Source organism: Treponema sp. (assembly GCF_024696245.1).
Taxonomy (GTDB): domain Bacteria; phylum Spirochaetota; class Spirochaetia; order Treponematales; family Treponemataceae; genus Treponema_D.
Genome location: NZ_JAILGZ010000046.1, coordinates 1 through 14,171 on the forward strand (window position 1 = coordinate 1; position 14,171 = coordinate 14,171).

General features: G+C 35.6%; 14 protein-coding genes. 11 read left to right on the plus strand and 3 right to left on the minus strand.

The genetic code is table 11. From position 1 onward, the window contains the following. The 11 genes from recF to K6D58_RS03260 all read left to right on the plus strand — a co-directional run. Positions 1-756: DNA replication/repair protein RecF (recF, locus tag K6D58_RS03210; protein WP_296827525.1), on the plus strand; the 756-nt coding region annotated here is incomplete at its 5' end. Then, complete coding sequence (locus K6D58_RS03215; protein WP_296827527.1) at positions 753-1,292, plus strand: DciA family protein; 540 nt, start codon at positions 753-755, stop codon at positions 1,290-1,292. The genes recF and K6D58_RS03215, both read left to right, overlap by 4 nt. Positions 1,293-1,339: 47 nt before the next feature. Further along, a complete protein-coding gene (gene rpmH, locus K6D58_RS03220; protein WP_296827529.1) occupies positions 1,340-1,495 on the plus strand; it encodes a 50S ribosomal protein L34 in 156 nt (51 codons plus the stop codon). A 14-nt stretch (positions 1,496-1,509) separates the two neighbouring features. Further along, positions 1,510-1,887, plus strand: a complete 378-nt coding sequence (gene rnpA, locus K6D58_RS03225) for a ribonuclease P protein component (RefSeq protein WP_296827530.1) — start codon at positions 1,510-1,512, stop codon at positions 1,885-1,887. Then, positions 1,842-2,141, plus strand: a complete 300-nt coding sequence (yidD, locus tag K6D58_RS03230; RefSeq protein WP_296827532.1) for a membrane protein insertion efficiency factor YidD — start codon at positions 1,842-1,844, stop codon at positions 2,139-2,141. The genes rnpA and yidD overlap by 46 nt, the downstream gene beginning before the upstream one ends. Further along, the gene (gene yidC / locus K6D58_RS03235; RefSeq protein ID WP_296827535.1) at positions 2,138-3,955 is read left to right on the plus strand and encodes a membrane protein insertase YidC; all 1,818 of its coding nucleotides are present in this window, start codon (positions 2,138-2,140) and stop codon (positions 3,953-3,955) included. Before yidD ends, yidC begins: the two co-directional genes overlap by 4 nt. A gap of 33 nt (positions 3,956-3,988) precedes the next feature. Continuing rightward, a complete protein-coding gene (gene jag / locus K6D58_RS03240; RefSeq protein WP_296827537.1) occupies positions 3,989-4,699 on the plus strand; it encodes an RNA-binding cell elongation regulator Jag/EloR in 711 nt (236 codons plus the stop codon). A gap of 27 nt (positions 4,700-4,726) precedes the next feature. Continuing rightward, complete coding sequence (locus K6D58_RS03245; RefSeq protein ID WP_296827539.1) at positions 4,727-5,512, plus strand: DUF6675 family protein; 786 nt, start codon at positions 4,727-4,729, stop codon at positions 5,510-5,512. 12 nt (positions 5,513-5,524) lie between these two features. Beyond that, positions 5,525-6,568: a peptidylprolyl isomerase gene (locus tag K6D58_RS03250; protein ID WP_296827540.1), complete on the plus strand. Its 1,044-nt coding sequence runs from the start codon at positions 5,525-5,527 to the stop codon at positions 6,566-6,568. A gap of 72 nt (positions 6,569-6,640) precedes the next feature. After that, entirely contained in the window at positions 6,641-9,046 is a 2,406-nt protein-coding gene (hrpB, locus tag K6D58_RS03255) for an ATP-dependent helicase HrpB (protein ID WP_296827542.1), read from the plus strand. Positions 9,047-9,096: 50 nt separating this feature from the next. Beyond that, entirely contained in the window at positions 9,097-9,888 is a 792-nt protein-coding gene (locus K6D58_RS03260) for a hypothetical protein (protein ID WP_486389749.1), read from the plus strand. 7 nt (positions 9,889-9,895) lie between these two features. On the opposite strand, the gene K6D58_RS03265 is transcribed toward K6D58_RS03260, so the two are convergent. From K6D58_RS03265 to K6D58_RS03275, 3 genes are all read right to left on the minus strand, one after another. After that, positions 9,896-11,269 carry a GntR family transcriptional regulator gene (locus tag K6D58_RS03265; protein WP_296827546.1) on the minus strand — a complete coding sequence of 458 codons (1,374 nt, stop codon included), beginning with the start codon at positions 11,267-11,269 and terminating at the stop codon, positions 9,896-9,898. 46 nt (positions 11,270-11,315) lie between these two features. Then, positions 11,316-12,143 (minus strand): histidinol-phosphatase, encoded by an 828-nt coding sequence (locus K6D58_RS03270; protein WP_296827548.1) that lies wholly within the window; start codon positions 12,141-12,143, stop codon positions 11,316-11,318. Positions 12,144-12,180: 37 nt separating this feature from the next. Continuing rightward, the coding region (locus K6D58_RS03275) for a putative PEP-binding protein (protein ID WP_296827550.1) at positions 12,181-14,171 on the minus strand (1,991 nt) is incomplete at its 5' end.

The window sequence follows — 14,171 nt, forward strand, 5'->3', positions numbered from 1 at the left end:
TGTGTTCTTTACAGTCATGAAGATTTGGATTTTGTTACAGGTTCACCAGAAAGAAAAAGATTTTTTATAGACCAGTCTTTAAGTATGTATGATGTCATGTACATAGATATTAACAGGCGTTATAAAAAAGTTCTCAAAGAAAGAAATATTTCACTTAAAGAAAAGAAATACGAAATGCTTGATATCTATGACATGCAGCTTGTTCAGTATGGAATGGAAATGCAGAGTAAGCGTAAGATGGCAATCTTTAAGTTTAATCAGATTTTTCCAAAACTTTATGAAGATATAACCGGAATTGACGGAGTTCATATAGTTTATAATCCGTCCTGGAATATGAAGGATAATTCACTTGAAAGTGCAAATGATATTCTTAAGCAGGTTCGTTCCAGGCTTGAAGTAGAAAAAATTATGAATACTACGATGACCGGGCCTCACAGGGACAAGATTGTTTTTGTAAGAAATCATGCAGCCTTTGTTCCGGAAGCATCTACTGGTCAAAGAAGATTGATTGCCCTGATTTTAAGAACAGCCCAGGCCGTTTTTTATAGTCAGGCTACAGGTAAAAAGCCGGTTCTTCTTATGGATGACGTACTCCTTGAACTGGATCCGGAAAAAAGACAGAAAGTTACTGCCCTACTCCCTGAATATGATCAGCTGTTTTGTACTTTTTTGAATGGTGAACCTTATGAAAAGTATAAGAAAAGCACAACCAGAGTTTATAAAATCAATAATGGCCAGTGGACGGAAAGTGTATGAATGATGAAGCAATTCCAGTAATGGATCTTATAAATCAGACTTTTAATAATATTAGTGTTTGTGATGTAAAAAATGCATCCAACATGTTTTCTGTCTGGAATAAAGTACTTAACCGCATCAAGGGAAAGATAAATCCTAATGAAGGAAAAAATATGGCTTCCCACAGCAGGATAATTGATTTAAAAAATGGCGTTTTGCTGGTTGAAGCAGATCATCCCGGCTGGATTGAATTGCTGCAGCTGCATAAGAACTATATTCTTACAGGCCTTAAGATGGAAATTAAGGATATTGAGATAAATTCCATGGCAATAAAGCTTAAGGGTAAAAAAGGTGAAATCTTTGATTTTGAAAGAAAGGAAGATGACTTTAAAAAAGCCCAGGAAAAATCTATGGAAAGGTTAAACAGGCAGGAAGAATCCTTAAAAAGGATGGGTTATGCAGAAAATACTAAAAATTCAAAGGAAATGCCTGAAGAATTGAAGAATTTGTTTGACAAACTTAAATCTGATATGTTGACCAATATTAAAAATAAATGATATAGTCTAGCACTACTATCGTATATAATTTTTAGGAGTTGTAAATTATGTTACGTACATATCAACCAAGTAAAGTAAAGCGCAATAGAAAGTTTGGATTCAGAGCTCGCATGGCTACTAAAGGTGGACGCAAAGTTCTTGCTAGAAGAAGAGCTAAGGGTCGTCATAAGCTTTCAGTTTGTTCAGAAGGCAAGAAATACTAATTCTTTAACTGGGGATGGAAGCTTACTTGTTAAAAACAGGGCGTTTTAAACGTGATGAACATATAAAACGTCCTGCTGACATCCAAAGACTTTTTAAAACAGGGAAAAGGGTTAGTGTATACGGAGCAAAGCTCTTTTACATGCCCAATAATTCTGATTTTAATAGAATCGGATTTCCTATTCCCCGTGGTTATGGCAATGCAGTTCAAAGAAATGCATCCAAACGCTATAGCCGGGAAACTTATCGTTTATTCAAAACACACCTGAACACCGGATATGATATGCTATTTTTTGTATATCCCGGAAATGATTCGTTCCACTCGCGGTGTGAAATATTCAAGACTTTATGCCAGAAAGCAGGATTATTAAAGGATTGCGAAATTTCTTTATAAAACTTTTATGTTTACCTGTACGGTTTTATCAAGTTTTTATTTCACCCCTCTTTCCGCCATGTTGTAAATATGAGCCAACCTGTTCTCATTATGCAATTGAAGCATTACAAAAGCATGGTCCAATCAAAGGATTTTATTTATCATTAAAGCGAATTATAAGATGTAATCCCTTCAGTAATGGTGGTTATGACCCTGTTCCTGAGGAATTTGTCTTTTTTAAAAACATAAAAATAATAAGGAACGACAGAAAATGACTAAGAATGCAATAATTGCAATTGTGCTTTCGGCATTAGTTTTGTTTGTTTCTTTGTTTGTGCAGACTGTTTTTATTGCACCTCAGAATATTAAGAATGAGGTTGATCGTGAAAATGCAGAACTTGCTGAACAGAAGAAGCAGGCAGAAAAAGAAAAAGAAGTTCAGGCACTTCTTTCTGAAGAAGTAAAGGAAGAAGAAGTAAAACTTCCACAGGAATTTGTTGTAGAAACTGACAAAGCCATTGTTACTTTTACAAGTAAAGGTGGAGATTTAGTAAGTTACAAGCTTAAGCAGGAAAAATCTGATAAAAGCATAGAACTTATTGAAATGGTAGAAGAAGTAACAGAAAAAAACCGTGCTCTTGCTATCGAATTTGACGGTAAAAATACAGTAAATGATGTATTTGATACTTCTTTTAAGGGATTTAAAAAAGGTGAAGACAATAAAGTCATCGTAGATCCTGATACACATAGAATTTACCAGAACGAAGACACTTCAGATTTTGCAATTCGTTTTGAAAAGAAATATCCAGCTTTTAATTTTGTTAAGATTTATAACTTTAAGCAGAATGAAAATGTATTTAAACTTGATATAAAGCTTGAATATAATGAAGCAGACCATGAAGTTGTAAATTATACTCTCCGCACTTCTCCACAGATTTATCCAAAAAATTATAAAGATGATAAATATGAAATCCGTGAATATGTAGCTGCAAGAAATAACAGTAAGGAACGTAATTCCCTTTCAAATAAAACATACAAAAAGGCTTATGACTGGGCAGGTGTTGCCAGTAAGTATTTTGTATTCCTTATCAAACCGGCAGATACAGACAGTATGCGTGATATTACTGATACTTATGTTAACGGTAATAAATCACAGCTTTATCTTACAAGAACAAATATTAAATCTCAGTCAGTAACAGACAGCTATTACATTTATATTGGTCCTAGAAGTGAAAATGAACTCATTAAATACAATGAGGCTAAAAATAACGAATGGAACCTTAATGACTGCAACTTTAATAAGGCTGTAAAAACAAGTGGTATTCTTTACTGGATAGAATTCATTCTTAAATGGGGAATGGAAAAAATATTCCTGGTTGTTAAAAACTGGGGTGTTGCAATTATTATTCTTACCCTTATTCTTAAGATTATTCTCTTCCCTCTTAACAAGAAAACTGCAATGGGTTCAGTTAAAATGGCAGAACTTCAGCCAAAAATGCAGGAACTTCAGCAGAAATATAAGGATAAGCCACAGCAGTTAAACGTAGAAATGGCAAAACTTTACAAACAGGTTGGTTATAACCCTGTAAGCGGATGTCTTCCTATGATTTTCCAGATGATTATCCTTTTTGCCCTTTATAATGTATTCAATAACTATTTTGAATTCCGTGGTGCAAAATTTATTTCAGGATGGATTGATGACCTTTCAAAGGGTGATATCCTCTTTACATGGAAAGCAGATATTCCTTTGATTTCATGGTTTACACAGTCAACTTTGAGACTTTTACCATTTATTTATACATTCTCACAGCTTGTTAGTGGTAAAATTACTCAGTTTGGTAATCCAGGTTCTTCTGGTGGACAGATGAAGTTTATGATGTACGGACTTCCTTTAATTTTCTTCTTCCTGTTCTATAATGTACCAAGTGGACTTTTACTTTACTGGACAACAAGTAATATTCTTCAGATTGTACAGCAGCTTGTTATTAATCAGATTATGAAGAAAAAGCGTGCAGAACTTGCTAAAAACAGGCCTCAGATTGATGCCAACACTCTTAAATTTAAGGGTGGAAAAAAGAAGACACGCTAAAATATTAAGAATTTTTTTATAAGAGGTATATAAATGACTTACGAATACGAAGGTAAGACAGAAAAAGAAGCTATTGAAAAGGCTGCACAGGAACTTGGTCTTGAAAAGGATCAGTTTGATGTAGAAATTCTTGAATCTCAGAAAAAATCACTTTTTAAGACTGGATACGTTAAGATTCGTGTTCATACAGTAGATAATTCAGGTTCATCAAATGTTTCTTCACAGTCTGCATCATCAGCTTCAAAGACAGAAAGCAAGGCTGCTGTTGCTAATCCACTTCCACAGGATGATTTTGAACAGAAACTTCTTGCTTTTGTTACAGAAACAGTACAGAAAATGGGTTATGAAGTTACTGTAGAAATTATGTTCAGGGAAGATAAAAAACTTGGTCTTAAGCTTACATCTGACAGTTCTGCAATTCTTATTGGACGCAAAGGAAAGAATCTTGATGCCCTTCAGCTTCTTGCTAACGTTTATGCAGGTCATCTTGGACGTGAAGATATCCGTGTAATTCTTGATACTGAAAATTATAGAATCCGCCGTGAAGAAAGCCTTGTTCGTCTTGCTTATAACACAGCAGATAAGGTTCGTCAGACAAGAAATTCAATTCTTCTTGAACCAATGAATCCTTTTGAAAGAAGACTTATTCACACAACTTTAAATGATATCCCGGATGTTGAAACCAAATCAGAGGGAGAAGGTTTATATAAACAGGTACGTGTTTTTCTTAAAAGCATGTATTAATAAATCTCCTGAAAGGAAGGTATACTGATGAAAAAGACTTTTATTAAGTTGATGGCTGCCTGTCTTTTTAGTGCTAGTGCAGCTCTTGCATCAGCCTATTCTGTTTCTGATTTAGTAAGTTCTGATGTTCTTAAAGCATTAAAAAAAGACGGTACTGTTACTTCTAAGAAATTTAAAGAGAATAATACTGATCTTGTTTTGCTTCCGACATCAGAATCTTCATCTTATGTCAGTTCAATGTGGACTTATAAAAAAGACCCTGTTCTTATACAGGAAAATCTTTATCTCATTTCTAAGTCTTCATTGAATGAGACAGAGCCTGAAGCTGTTAATATTAAGAAGGCTTCCAAGATTATTCGTTCAATAAGTAAAATGCAGGGTATGAAGTATTTTTCACATAGCAGTGAAGATTATGAAACTCTGTATAAAGAGGCTTATTGTGTTTCTGGACCAAAATCTAAAACAAAGGTTATAGATAAAACAAGTGGTTCTGCAGACGGAAAGGTTTTATATGCTTATTTAAACGATAATTCTTTGGGAAAAACTATTTATGAACTTAAATATCACCAGACAGAAGAAGAAGTAAGCGTTACTTTTGAAAATACTACTGATGTTGATATAGGTCCTATAACTGCAGTTGATGATGGAAATCTTCATATAGGTCTTGTGATTTATGATTGTGGAGATGATTTTCTTGTATACACAGTTGTAGAAGCAAGGTTCCCATCTTTGAGTTTCCTTGAAGACAGAATGAATGAATCACTTTCTGCAAGAATGATAGCGATTTATGAATGGTTTATAAAACAGTTTTAAGGTGGTAAAAAAATGAAAAAATTAATTGCTGCACTGATTTTTGGTGCTGTTATAATTTCTACAGGAGTTTGTAAAAGTATGAAAGAAAATGTTCTTAATGGAAAAACAGGTGTATTTGCCATTATGGATACAGATAAGGGAGAAATTGCTCTTGAACTGTATTATAAAAAGACACCTCTTACAGTAACAAATTTTGTTGGCCTTGCAGAAGGTACACTTGATGCAGCTAAGGGAAAACATTTTTATGATGGTCTTAAATTTCACCGTGTAATCGCTGATTTTATGATTCAGGGTGGAGATCCAAAAGGTAACGGAACAGGTGGTCCTGGTTATAAGTTTGCTGATGAAATCGTAGATGATCTTAAGTTTACAGGTCCTGGAATTCTTGCAATGGCAAATGCTGGTCCTGGTACAAACGGAAGCCAGTTCTTTATTACACATGTAGAAACTTCATGGCTTAACGGAAAGCATACAATTTTTGGACATATTGTAGATGATGACAGTCAGACTGTTGTAAATAAGATTGCTGTGGGAGACAAGATTAAGTCTGTAAAGATTTACCGCCTTGGTGCAGATGCAGAAAAGTTTACTGCAACACAGGCAGATTTTGACCGCCTTGCAAAAGAAGCTGCAGCAAAAGCTCTTGAAGCAAAAAAAGCAGCCCTTAAAGAAAAGATTGCAGAAGTAGAAAAGAAATTCCCTGGATATCAGCAGGATTCAAATGGTATTTACTACAAAATTACTAAAGAAGGTTCTGGTGCAAAGTGTGGTTCAAATAAAAATGTAACTACAGAATATAAGGGATACTTTGTAAATGGTCAGGTATTTGACGGATCTGCAAAGATGGTTAAGGGCGGACACGAAGCTCTTGATTTTACAACAGATGTAGGAATGATGATTCCTGGATTTGATATTATGGTTCAGGACATGAAAAAGGGAGAAGTTCGTACAGTTGTTCTTCCTCCTGATATGGCTTACGGTGAACGTGGTATTCCTGGTGCAATTCCTGGAAACTCATTTCTTGCCTTTGATATTGAACTTGTAAATATTAAATAATAACCTACTTTTTTGAATTAAAGCCGTTTGATGTTTTGTCAGACGGCTTTTTTGTTTATAATTGCCTGAGTTATGCTTGAAGAATATCCTGAAGAAATTAAAAATCTACCGGTCTACCCTTTTTTAGATCAGATTTGTGATAATTTAAAAAACAATCCTTATCATTCCCTTGTGCTGACTGCCGAAACTGCAGCCGGTAAATCTACAGCTGTTCCTCTTGCTTTGCTAAAAAATTTTAGCGGAAAAATTTATATGCTGGAACCAAGAAGAGTTGCAGCTTTTAATATTGCCAGTCGTGTGTCTGAATTACTTGGGGAAGAAACAGGTGAAACTTGTGGATATTCTGTTCATTTAGAAAATAAATCTTCGGATAAAACTCGCTTTGTGGTTATGACTGATGCTGTGTTAACAAGAAAGATGCAGTCAGACCCTCTTCTTGAAGGTGTAAATGTAGTTGTTATAGATGAATTTCATGAGAGAAGTATTCATGTGGATCTGGCCCTGGCCTTGTTAAAGGAAGTTATGGCTTTAAGGGATGATCTTTATGTAATAATCATGTCAGCTACAATTGATAGTAAAAGGATTTGTGAGTATTTAATGGGTACAGATAAGGATGATAAAACTGTACCCTTATTATCGGTTCCTGGAAGAACTTTCCCTGTTGATATTGAATATAAAAAAGATTTGCCTGTGGAAAAGGCTGTTAATATTGAAGCAGCCAGCTTAGAAGCAGCTGGAAAATATGGATCTATTCTTGTTTTTTTACCAGGTTTAAGGGAAATAAGACAGGCAGAAAAAGCTATTAATGAATTAAATCCTGAACTGAAAGTAGAAATTCTCCACAGTTCAGTAACATTAGCAGAACAAAAAAAGATATTAAAAACAGAAGCCAGGGATTATATACGCATAATTTTAAGCAGCTCTATTGCTGAAACTTCTGTTACTGTTAAAGATGTGGTGTGTGTAATAGACAGCGGTTTATGCAGGGTAAACATGTATGATTTATCTACTGGTATGAATCGTCTTGAAACAAGATATGTAAGTGAATTTAATGCAAAGCAGCGATCAGGTCGAGCAGGTCGCATTTGTGCTGGAAAATGTGTTCGTTTATGGGGACAGAATGAAGTACTGGCTAAATCTGTACCCCCGGAAATCCTTCATAGTGACTTAAGCAGTCTTGTTCTTGAATGTTATAAATGGGGAGTAAAAAGCCCTTCTAAATTAGAGTGGCTGGATTGTCCGGGAGAAAGTAACTGGGCTAAAGCAGAAGAATTACTGGAATTACTGGCTTGTATAAAAGATAAAAAGATAACTGTTTTAGGAGAAGCCTGTTTGTCTTTAGGTCTTGGGATAAGGGTTACCTGTCTTGCTTTAAGCGGAGTTATCCACAATCAGCTTGAATTATCCACAAGTTATGCACTTGATAAGGTTTTATCTCGTTATGAGAGCGAAAGAAACCTCGAAAAATGCGGGTTTCTCCTTAAAAAAGGGGTACAGAAATATAAAGAGGATACAGATTTACGGAAGTGTTATCCACAAGGTTTTCCACAGTTTTCCACAAGTTATGCCTTTTTATGTGGATATCCAGACCGTCTTGCCCATAAAGAAAGTGATAAGACTTATATGCTAAGTTCAGGAAGAATTGCTTCTTTAAAAGAGGATAATGCAGCTGAATATATTATTGTCCTTGATGCAGATGCAGGAAGTGATAAAGCCTTTATTTATGAATTTGAAAATATCGATTCTGAATCTGCCCTGCATTTTATGAGGGAAAGGGCTGTAAACCGGTTGGTTTATGACTTTAACAGGGACAGTTATAAGCTTTTGGTAAAAGAATCCCTGTGTTTTGGAAAAATCCAGCTTAAGGAAGTAAAAAAGAATCTTACTCCGGGGCTTTATTTTGAATATATAAATAAACAATTAATTAAAGAAGGTCTGGATTTTCTGCCTTTATCACAAAAAAGCCTGTCTTTATTAAAAAGGGTACAGTTTTATTGCCAGAATAAAGGTTCTGATTATGAAAACCTTGAAGAAAAGCTTAATAGTCTGCATTTAAGGGGTACAGATTGGCTACAACCTTTTATGTTAAATGAGGTTCAGATAAAGGAAAATACTTTGTATGATGCTTTATTCTGGTATCTGGAAGGGGATAAGATAAACAGAAATGTTCCGGAAGAATTGATCCTGGAAAATGGAAGAAAAAGAAAACTTATATATGAAAGTCAGAACGGTATAATTATTCCTGTTCTTGAAGTAATAATTCAGCAGATATTTGGATGTTTTAAGACTCCGGAAGTAATGAAACAACCTGTTTTAATTAAGCTTTTATCTCCAGCCAGGAGACCATTGCAGGTAACAAAGAATCTTGAAGGTTTTTGGACAAATACCTGGCCGGAGATTTGTTCCGAAATGAAAGGCAGATATCCTAAACATAACTGGGATTATCGTATTGTGGATAACTCTGTGGATAAGCTGTGATGAAATGTGCATAACTTGTGGGAAACTTATAGTATTTAGAGGATAAAATGATGAATAACAAACAATGGGAAGTTTATTGTAATTATAGAGATGAATATAAAAAACTTTGTAAGGAGTGGAATAAATTTGCTGAAGAGTTAAGGCCGTTACAAATAGCAGCTGCTGCAAAAGATACCCCGCCCTACCCTTTGGAAACTGCTGTAGTATATAACAGGTTGTATGATGAAATAACTAAAGATGACAGAATTTCTTTGATTGTTGTTGGTGATAATCCAGGAAAAGAAGAACAACTGTTAGTTAATAATAAATACCTCGTGGGACAGAGTGGCAGAATAGCAGAAGGTTTTTTTAAGAGAAATCCAGAGTTAAATATTGATTTTAGAAAAAATGTTGTAATTACAAATAAAACTCCCGTTCATACTGCAAAAACCAACCATCTGAAATATTTGTTAAAAAACGGTAGTAAAGATATTCAGGAACTATTGTTAGTTAGTCAAAATAAAATGGCTGAATTAACAGCAGATTTACACCAGGGTTTATGTGAATATAGTGATAATGAATTAACGAATGTTAGTTTGTGGCTTGTAGGTTATTCAGAATTAAAGGAAAAAGGCATTTTTAAAGAGTATAGAAAGGCCTTGCTGAATAAATATAAGAATCAGGATGGCACATTTAATGAATACTGGAACAGGGTTTTTATTTATCAGCATTTTTCAATGAACAGGTTTTTAATAGATTTAAAAGAATATAGTGAAAAGGTAACGAACGATAGTTTAGAGTGTAATCTTCAGGAAAGAATTAATAAACTTGGTTGGAAGCATAGAGATGAAATTCTTCTGTGAAAAAAGCTTATAAGGTTTTTAAGTTGTCCAGGTAAGAATAGAGTTTACCTGAAATAATTAAATTAGAAAGAGTAAGCTGGTTTATAAGAGGAAGCATACAGCCATAACAGCGGTATTTTTCTTTATATTCTTCAAGAAGATTCTGGGGTAAAATTGTACAACTGGAATTTAGGCCTTTGGATAAAATAAATTCCAGTGACTTAATAAAAATAATCTGAGGGTTTGATTTTATTGCCCTGAAGGTAGGATAGAGCTTTCTATTCTCATTTGGAATAAGCGATGAATCATGTTCTATCATCAGGTGATTTTTATTCTTTAACCATTCGTGGTAATTTTTGTATCCGTTTTTAATCTGCCATTCAGGGCGGCCAATAATATCAAGTGGTGAAATAAAGACTATTGTAACATTGTGTTCTTCCATAATAGAAAGACCATTGTCCTGAAAAATTGCATCACTTTCAAAACATTCAAAACCTGCATTTTGAAATATTTCTTTTATATGCTCGCCTGGATTTTTTGCAAATAAAATAGAAGGCTTAACTTTTTTTGCAGGTGAAGATAATTCTTCTGCTACTTTAAGTAAACCCTGCCCTCTTTGCATTTTTTCATTCTCTTCTTTAAGTTTTTTTATATATGGTAAATCCAGAATGTTTCTAAGCTGGTTTTTTATTCCTGAATCAATAATAAGGTCAGATGGATTTACATCAATATTTGTCTCTTTATAAAGGAAGGCAGAAAAACTTATACGAATGCTTTCATCTCCAAAAGGATCACTATTTTGATTTAAACGATCACGTTGATTTGTAAGAACATTGTTAAAAGATTCTTTTAAATAAGCATCAAGGGATGAAATATTTTTTTCAAGGTTTTCTCTAGAATAGGTATCTCCACTTGATAAAATAACAGTATTATTTTTTTTAGTTTCCAGGGCAGAGGCTTTTAATGTTGTTTCTTCAATATGGTGATTGGAAAATGCATCTGAAAGAATAATGGTATTACTTTTTGAATTTTCAAGAAGAGAATTTGCGTCAAATACATCTCCCGAAGGTACATATTCTTTACAAATAGAATCTACTGTTGGAATTTCGTTTTCTGGATTTTCTTCTTTAATAAGTTCGGAAACATTTTCGTTTGGACTTTTTGCATAGTAACCGCTTTTTGGAATTGAATAAATGTATCCATCCTTTTCCAATAGTTCATAAGCTTTTGTTACGGAATTTTTACTGGCCTGAATTGATGTGGACAAATTTCTAATTGAAGGCAGCTTTGTACCTGTTTTAAGACTTTTAGAATCTATTGCTTCTACAATAGAATTATAAATCTTTCGATAGAGTTTAATCTTACTATTTGCATAGAGCTTAAAATTTTCGAAAATGTCCAAAGGAATTATCTCCGTTTTTGAATAATCCTATTATAAAGTCAGAATTCTAAATTTGCAAATTTTCTATTGGTTTAATATTGAATCTTGATGCAAAATCCCTGGCTTTCCATGCATTAAAAATAACATCAGCTGGAGAATGGGCATCGGCATTGCATATAATTTTAATACCCTCTTCTGCTGCAATTTCCCAGAATTCAACTACAGGATACTGATAGCGCATTCCTCTGGTCGTATTGTTTGGCATGCGTGATGAGCCAAGTCCGTTTATTTCTAGAGGCATATTTAATTCTTTTGCAGCTGTGATAAGGGCTATTGAACAGGATTTTGCCTGCGGGGTCCATTCTGGATTGTGAGCAAGAAATAAATCCGGGTGAGCAAGAAAGGCAAAGTTTTTACTCTGCATCGCATCAATTGTCTGGTCTATATATTTGTTTAGTAATTTTGCATTGTCTATATCTGGTGCATAAACATGGTTTTTTCCATCGGTAACCCAGTGGGAACCTAAAACCAGGTATTGTGCTTTGTAAGTTCCTTTTAATTCATCTGAATACCAGGAAGAAATATTTTTATCCCATTCACATTCATAACCGGTATATATAGGAAAGTCTGCATCTTTTTTACATTCTTCTATCCAGGATAAATACTGAGGTATTTCTTTTACAGCCATTCTGATATGAGGCCAGTAGTCATAAAAAGATTCTGGATAAGGACAGTGATCACTAAAGCCTAAGGCAGTGCAGCCTTCTTTTTTTGCCTGCTGAACATAGTCTGCAGGAATACCTTCTGCGTGTTTACAAAGTTTTGTATGTGTATGAAAGTTTGAAATAGAAGTCATGTTTTTATTATAAAGAAAAAGGGCTGCATGATAAATCATACAGCCCTAATTATCAGCTATTTACGCTAAAGAAAAATTATTTCTTTGTTGTCTTTTTTGCTGTTGCTTTTTTAGCTGGAGCTTTCTTAGCTGGAGCTTTCTTAGCTGGAGCTTTTTTTGCAGTAGCTTTTGTTGCTGCCTTTTTAGCTGGAGCTTTTTTTGCAGGAGCTTTCTTTGCTGTTGCTTTCTTTGCAGTAGCTTTTGTTGCTGCCTTTTTAGCTGGAGCTTTTTTAGCAGTTGCTTTCTTTGCTACAGTTTCTTTCTTAGCTGTTGCCTTTTTAGCAGTTGCTTTCTTTGCTGGAGCTTTAGCAGCTTTTGCAGCGAGAGCAGCCTTGATGATTGCCTGAGCACCTGCAAGACGAGCTGCTGGTACACGGAATGGTGAACAAGATACATAGTTAAGACCGAGCTTGTAGCAGAGAGCGATAGAAGCTGGATCTCCACCATGTTCACCACAAATACCAAGGTGAAGGTCAGACTTAACTGAACGACCCTTAGCTTCTGCGATTTCCATAAGAGCTCCTGGACCATCTGGATCGAGAGTCTTGAATGGATCTACATCAAGAACATGCTGGTCAAGGTAAGAATCAATGAACTTACCATAGTCATCACGGCTGAAACCGAATGTTGTCTGTGTAAGGTCGTTTGTTCCGAATGAGAAGAAGTCAGCGTACTGAGCAATCTGATCAGCAGAACAAGCTGCACGTGGGAATTCGATCATAGAACCGATCTGGAACTTAAGGTTAACATTCTTTTCCTTGTTAACTTTTGCAATTACAGCTTCAGCCTGAGCACGAATCTGCTTAAGTTCGTTTACAGAAGTTACGTTAGGAATCATGATTCTTACATCAGATTTGCAACCTTCTTTCTGTGCACGTGCTGTAGCAAGAGCAATTGCTTCAACCTGCATTTCGTAGATTTCTGGATATGTGATAGCAAGACGGCAACCACGATGACCAAGCATTGGGTTGTGTTCGTTAAGATCAGCGAACTTAGCCTTGATAGTATCTTTGCTTACACCAAGCTTTCTTGCGAGAGCATCAGCTTCTGCATCTGTAGCAGCCTGGATGAATTCGTTAAGAGGTGGGTCAAGAAGACGGATAGTAACTGAACGTCCTTCCATTGTCTTGATGATTCCGTAGAAGTCTTTTTCCTGAAGTGGGAGAATTTCAGCAAGGTTCTTCTTGCGAGCTTCTGTGTTTTCAGAAATGATCATCTTCTGGAATGAAGTAAGTTTTGGTTCGTCGAAGAACATGTGTTCTGTACGGCAAAGACCAATACCGTTTGCACCAAAGCGGAATGCGATTGGAGCTTCGTTCTGTTCAGCATTTGCAAGAACATCGAATCCCTTAACTGTTTTTCCTGAAGCAGTCTTGCGAACTGACTTAGCACGGATTTCATCTGCCCAACCAAGGAATGTTTCAAGGTCGCCGGAAATCTGAGCTGGAACTACAGGGATAAGTCCACCGTATACTCTACCTGTTGAACCGTCGATAGAGATGTTGTCACCTTTCTTGAATACTTTTCCACCGATTGTAACTTCGTCTTTTCCTGTGAATACAACTGCAGCACAACCACAAACACAAGGTGTACCCATACCACGAGCAACTACAGCTGCGTGTGAAGTACGTCCACCAGTAGAAGTAAGGATACCTTCAGCAACGTACATACCTGCAATGTCATCAGGTGATGTCTCTTTGCGAACGAGCATTACTTTCTTTCCAGCCTTATTCCATTCAACAGCTTCTTCTGCTGTGAATACGATCTGACCACAACCTGCTCCTGGTGAAGCGTTAAGAGCTTCTGCGATTGGAGATGCAGCCTTGAGAGCCTTTGCTTCGAACTGCGGGTGGAGAAGCTGATCAAGCTGATCCGGCTTTACGCGGAGAAGAGCCTGTTCCTTTGTGATGAGTTTTTCACCAACCATTTCAACTGCCATGCGAACAGCTGCTGGTCCTGTGCGTTTACCGTTGCGGCACTGGAGCATGTAAAGCTTGCCTTCTTCAACAGTAAATTCCATATCCTGCA

What these genes read in the sequence shown, in the direction of transcription:
- K6D58_RS03215 (WP_296827527.1), top strand. Translation starts at nt 753, where the DNA reads ATGAATGATGAAGCAATTCCAGTAATGGATCTTATAAATCAGACTTTT.
- rpmH (WP_296827529.1), top strand. Translation starts at nt 1,340, where the DNA reads ATGTTACGTACATATCAACCAAGTAAAGTAAAGCGCAATAGAAAGTTT.
- rnpA (WP_296827530.1), top strand. Translation starts at nt 1,510, where the DNA reads ATGGAAGCTTACTTGTTAAAAACAGGGCGTTTTAAACGTGATGAACAT.
- yidD (WP_296827532.1), top strand. Translation starts at nt 1,842, where the DNA reads ATGCCAGAAAGCAGGATTATTAAAGGATTGCGAAATTTCTTTATAAAA.
- yidC (WP_296827535.1), top strand. Translation starts at nt 2,138, where the DNA reads ATGACTAAGAATGCAATAATTGCAATTGTGCTTTCGGCATTAGTTTTG.
- jag (WP_296827537.1), top strand. Translation starts at nt 3,989, where the DNA reads ATGACTTACGAATACGAAGGTAAGACAGAAAAAGAAGCTATTGAAAAG.
- K6D58_RS03245 (WP_296827539.1), top strand. Translation starts at nt 4,727, where the DNA reads ATGAAAAAGACTTTTATTAAGTTGATGGCTGCCTGTCTTTTTAGTGCT.
- K6D58_RS03250 (WP_296827540.1), top strand. Translation starts at nt 5,525, where the DNA reads ATGAAAAAATTAATTGCTGCACTGATTTTTGGTGCTGTTATAATTTCT.
- hrpB (WP_296827542.1), top strand. Translation starts at nt 6,641, where the DNA reads ATGCTTGAAGAATATCCTGAAGAAATTAAAAATCTACCGGTCTACCCT.
- K6D58_RS03260 (WP_486389749.1), top strand. Translation starts at nt 9,097, where the DNA reads ATGAATAACAAACAATGGGAAGTTTATTGTAATTATAGAGATGAATAT.
- K6D58_RS03270 (WP_296827548.1), bottom strand. Translation starts at nt 12,143, where the DNA reads ATGATTTATCATGCAGCCCTTTTTCTTTATAATAAAAACATGACTTCT.